The sequence below is a fragment of the Stenotrophomonas sp. FW305-3-2-15-E-LB1 genome (genome assembly GCF_058787375.1).
Genome location: NZ_JBYSZR010000009.1, coordinates 1 through 4,613 on the forward strand (window position 1 = coordinate 1; position 4,613 = coordinate 4,613).

The window sequence follows — 4,613 nt, forward strand, 5'->3', positions numbered from 1 at the left end:
TCGATCCAGCCCTGTTGAAGGTGGGCCAAGCCCGCTTCCTGCAGGCTTGACTGCGAACATAGGATCTCGACTCTACAAAAGCAACACGCAAACCGCTTTCACGCATGCGGGGCTACAGTGGCCACACACCCTTCTGGAGGCACGCCATGCGTCCCTCGATGTTCCAGGCCGGTGCGTCGCTGGCACTGGTGCTCTGCATCGCCAATGCAACAGCCGAAGAAACCGCCCGCGCCCCTGAGCCTCCCGACCAGCCGCTCGCGCCGTTGTTCCAGCAGGTGCAGCGCGCTCACCTGTTTGCCGACCAGAAGACCTTCGCCGATGCCGTGCCGCATCAGCCGGCTGCGGCCGTGCTGGCCGACTGGCAGGCCGCTCAGCGGCAACCCGGTTACACGCTGCGCGATTTCGTCGCGACCCGCTTCACGGTACCGGGCGATGCGCCGGCCTACGTACCACCCGCAGGGGAAACACTGCGCGCGCACATCGAAGGCCTGTGGCCGGTGCTGCAGCGGCACACCACCACCGTCGATCCGCACGGTTCGCTGCTGCCCTTGCCGCACCCGTACGTGGTTCCCGGCGGCCGTTTCCGCGAGGTCTACTACTGGGACAGCTACTTCACCCTGCTCGGCCTTGCGTCCAGCCAGCGCTGGCAGCAGGTGCGCGACATGGTCGACAACTTCGCCTGGCAGCTGGACCAGTACGGCCACATACCCAACGGCAACCGCAGTTACTACCTCAGCCGTTCGCAGCCGCCGTTCTTCAGCCTGATGGTGGAACTGCTGGCCCGCCACGAAGGTGACGATGCATACCGGCGCTACCTGCCGCAGCTGCGCATCGAACACGCGTTCTGGATGCACGGCGCCGAGGGCCTTGCACCGGGCCAGGCGCGCGAACGCGTGGTGCGCTTGGCCGATGGCCAACTGTTGAACCGCTACTGGGATGCGCGTGCGGTGCCGCGTACCGAATCGTGGACGGATGATCTGGCGACCGCGGCGCAGGCATCGCAGCGACCGCCATCGCAGGTCTACCGCGATCTGCGCGCCGGTGCCGAATCCGGCTGGGATTTCAGCTCGCGCTGGCTGGATGACCCGGCGCAGCTGTCCAGCATCCGCACGACCGCCATCGTGCCGGTGGATCTGAACAGCCTGCTGTTCCAGCTGGAACAGACGCTGGCACGTGCAAGCACCGCATCAGGCGCGCGTGACGATGCGCGTCATTACCAGCAGTTGGCGGCCTCGCGACGTGCGGCCATCAACACGCAGCTGTGGGATGCGCGCCAGGGCTACTACGTCGACCGCGACCTGGACAGCGGCCAGCAGCGCCCTGCCCTCACCGCCGCAGCACTGTTCCCGCTGTGGCTGAAGATTGCCGACGCAGCACAGGCGCGGCGCACCGCCGATGCTGTGGAAGCCGGCCTGCTGCGCTCAGGCGGCCTGCTGACGACGCAGCACGATACCGGGCAGCAATGGGACGCCCCGAACGGCTGGGCGCCGCTGCAGTGGGTGGCCGTGGATGGGCTGCAGCAGTACGGCCAGCAGGCGCTGGCGCGGACGCTGGGCGTGCGCTCCCTGCGCACGGTGCAATCGGTCTATGACCGCGACGGCAAGCTGGTGGAGAAGTACGTAGTGGATGGCTCGGCGAGCGGCGGTGGTGGTGGCGAGTACCCGCTGCAGGATGGTTTCGGCTGGAGCAACGGCGTGACCTTGGCCCTGCTTGATCGCCTGTGCGCACCGGAGCGCATCTGCGAAAGCGCGGCTGACGTCGAATGAGCGCGTTGTAGAGCCGAGCCATGCGCGGCTGCGCTTTTGTAGAGTCGAGCTTGCTCGACTGCTGTTGGCAGAAGCAGTCGAGCAAGCTCGACTCTACAGAGAGCAAAGTCGAGCATGGCTCGACGCTACAAAAGCTGCCTGCTCACCGAACGGGCGATGGCGTACTGCGCGGCATAGTACGTGGACAGCACCAGCAGACTGGCCAGCGGCAGGCCGCCAGCGAAACGATCCCAGGCCAGCAGTGAATCGCTGGCGACGAACAGCACGGCGCCGATCGCGGCCCATCGTGCGCTGCACGATTCCGGGGCTGCCGGCTGCGGCCGCGCCCACGCGCGTGCCAGCGCCAGCACAGCCATCGAGGCAAGCACCACCACGTAGGCGAGCACTGGAATTCGCATCGGCGCCGGCAGGTGCGGCCACAGGCCCAGCACGTTGAGCGTGGCGAACGCGCCCAGCAGCACGAACGCACCCCACAACCCAGCGCCCGCACGCAGGCCAGCACGGAAGGCGACGATGTAGCAGACGTGGGCCAGCAGGAACGCCACCAGCCCCGGAACGAACGCATCCACCGGCAGCATCAGCGCGACATCGCCCACGCAGGACAGCAGCATGCCAGCCAGCACCGCGCGCCGGTACGACGGCGATGCCGCCGGTCGTGCCTGCCAGGCGATGGCCGCGATCAGCAGCGTGGTTGCCGGCTTGGCGAGCCAGTGCAGCCAGCGGCCATCACCGTGCAGGAAGGCGCCGACGATGGCCAGGATCGCTGCCAGCAGGACCAGGCCTTCGCGGCGCCACAACATCATCGTGCCTTCCACAGCTCGGCAAGACGGTCCGGCTTGCCGGTGATGCGTTCCAGCACCGGGTACTGCAGGCCACCGTGGTAGTCGATGCGCATCGTGTCGATGCGGTCGAACTGCTTGACCAGCAGCACGATGGGCGCCTTGTCCGTGGCTGCGGCGGACACCGCATCCTTCAGGCGTTCGCTGCTGTACTCGCGGCCACCGACCGCAATCACCTTCATGCCCGGTGCCAGGCCCGCGTTGAAGGCCGGACTGTCCCAGATCACATCACCGACCACGCCGGTGTCGAGCACGGTAGCACCCAGCGAATACGCCAGCAGGGCCGCTTTGGCGCGCTTTTCCTGCGCCTTGTAGGCCTCGTTGGGCGTATCGCGATAGGCCAGCTTCCAGCCGGCCAGTTCCAGGCCACCGGTCAGCGAGCCGTTGCCGTCCAGGCGCTGCCGCAGGAAGCTGGCCCAGTCATACGGGGCGATGCCGTTGAGGGTCGCCACCACGTCCTCGAAGGTATACGGCTTGACGTTCCAGTCGCCATTGCCGACGCCGAAGAACGCTCGCGCGAAATCATCCAGGCTGCGGCGGTTGCCACTCAGGTCGCGCAGCTTGCCTTCCACTTCCAGCCACAGCATCTGCCCGCCGGAGTAGTAATCCTCGCTCATCTGGTAGTTGCGGTAGGCCAGCCCGCGGCGCTGGGCGATGGTCGGGTCGTTGGTGGTGTCCTGCAGCGCGCGCCAGGCCAGGCCGGGGCGGCCCCGGTCATAGGTGGCCGCCACATTGGCCAGCGTGTCGCGGGTCTGCTCGGCCGACCACAGGCCCGAGCGCGCGGCCAGTACCTGGCCCCAGAACTGGGTCTGGCCCTCGTACACCCACAGCAGGCTGTCGCCCATCGGCACGTTGAAGTTGGCCGTGGCCAGGTCCGCGCCGCGGCGGTACTTGCCGTTCCAGGAATGGGTGTACTCGTGCGGCAGCAGGTCACGCATCCACGCGTTGCTGTCCCACTCGGTGAAGTAGCCGGGGGCGGCGCTGTTCTCGCTGGAGCGATGGTGCTCCAGGCCGATGCCGCCGAGACGGTCGGTCAGCGCCAGCAGGAATTCGTAATGGTCGTAGTGGCGCGCGCCGTACAGTTTGTCGGCCTGCTGCACCAGCGCTCGATGCAGCTTGATCTGCGCGTCGGTCGGCTTCAGCGACTTGGCATCGTCGGCGAACACGTTGAGGTGCACCGGCACTTTCGCGCCCGGGTCGAGGTCGATGCGCTGGTGGTGCTCACCGGCAAACAGCGGCGAGTCGACCAGGTGGTCGTAGGAGATGGGCTTGAACACCACGGTATCGCCGTCGCGGCGCGCGGTTTCAAGTGCGGTGGCGTAGGCCCAGCCCTTGGGCAGGGTGACGCTGGCCTGCGCCTGCAGGTTGCGCGCGTCGACGCCGGCCGGGTACAGCGAATTGGCGTTCCACTGCAGGTTGAGCATTTCCGGGGTCATCACCACCCGGCCCTGGCTGCCGCCCTGCGAGGACAGGAAATCGAAGTGGGCGACGATCTCGCCGACACCTTCGGGCACGTCGACCTTGAACGCGTAGACGTTGAACTGGTCGCGCTGCCAGGCCAGCGGCTTGCCATTGGCGGTGACGCGCAGGCCGGCCAGCTTGTCGATCGGGCCGGTGGGCGAATGGTTGCCGGGAATCCACTGCGGGTACAGCAGGGTGACCGGACCGGGCTTGACCGGCACGGTGGCGGTCACTTTGAAGATGCGGCGAGCCAGGTCGCGTGCATCCACATCGATGCGCAGCAGGCCGGGGGCCGCGGCATCGCCCGGCGGCGAGGTCTGCGCCAGCGCAGGCGTGGCAGCCAGCGCGAACAGCACGGACATCACCAGGGCACGGGTCTTCATCAGGCAGGTTCCAGCAGCGGTAGAACCTTCGATGCTAGGCCTGTGTGGTGCGTGGCCCCATGGCCAAAGGTCATGGACGGTTCGCCCATCCACGCATGGCGTGGATCTACCGGGGATGCGATGTGCCGATCGTGGCGGGTGTCCATCCACGCATGGCGTGGATC

General features: G+C 67.3%; 3 protein-coding genes. 1 reads left to right on the forward strand and 2 read right to left on the reverse strand.

Going from position 1 to position 4,613, the window contains the following annotated elements:
* Nucleotides 1-146 precede the first annotated feature (146 nt).
* Entirely contained in the window at nucleotides 147-1,766 is a 1,620-nt protein-coding gene (gene treA / locus AC3WL7_RS08620) for an alpha,alpha-trehalase TreA (RefSeq protein ID WP_492749993.1), read from the forward strand.
* A gap of 125 nt (nucleotides 1,767-1,891) precedes the next feature.
* Here treA and AC3WL7_RS08625 read toward each other — a convergent pair whose 3' ends face one another.
* Both AC3WL7_RS08625 and AC3WL7_RS08630 read right to left on the reverse strand, forming a co-directional pair.
* Nucleotides 1,892-2,569, reverse strand: coding sequence for a lysoplasmalogenase (locus tag AC3WL7_RS08625; RefSeq protein WP_492749994.1), 678 nt, complete (start codon nucleotides 2,567-2,569; stop codon nucleotides 1,892-1,894).
* On the reverse strand, nucleotides 2,566-4,449 hold the full coding sequence (locus AC3WL7_RS08630) for a M61 family metallopeptidase (protein WP_492749995.1): 1,884 nt from the start codon (nucleotides 4,447-4,449) through the stop codon (nucleotides 2,566-2,568). The genes AC3WL7_RS08625 and AC3WL7_RS08630 overlap by 4 nt, the downstream gene beginning before the upstream one ends.
* Nucleotides 4,450-4,613: the final 164 nt, after the last annotated feature.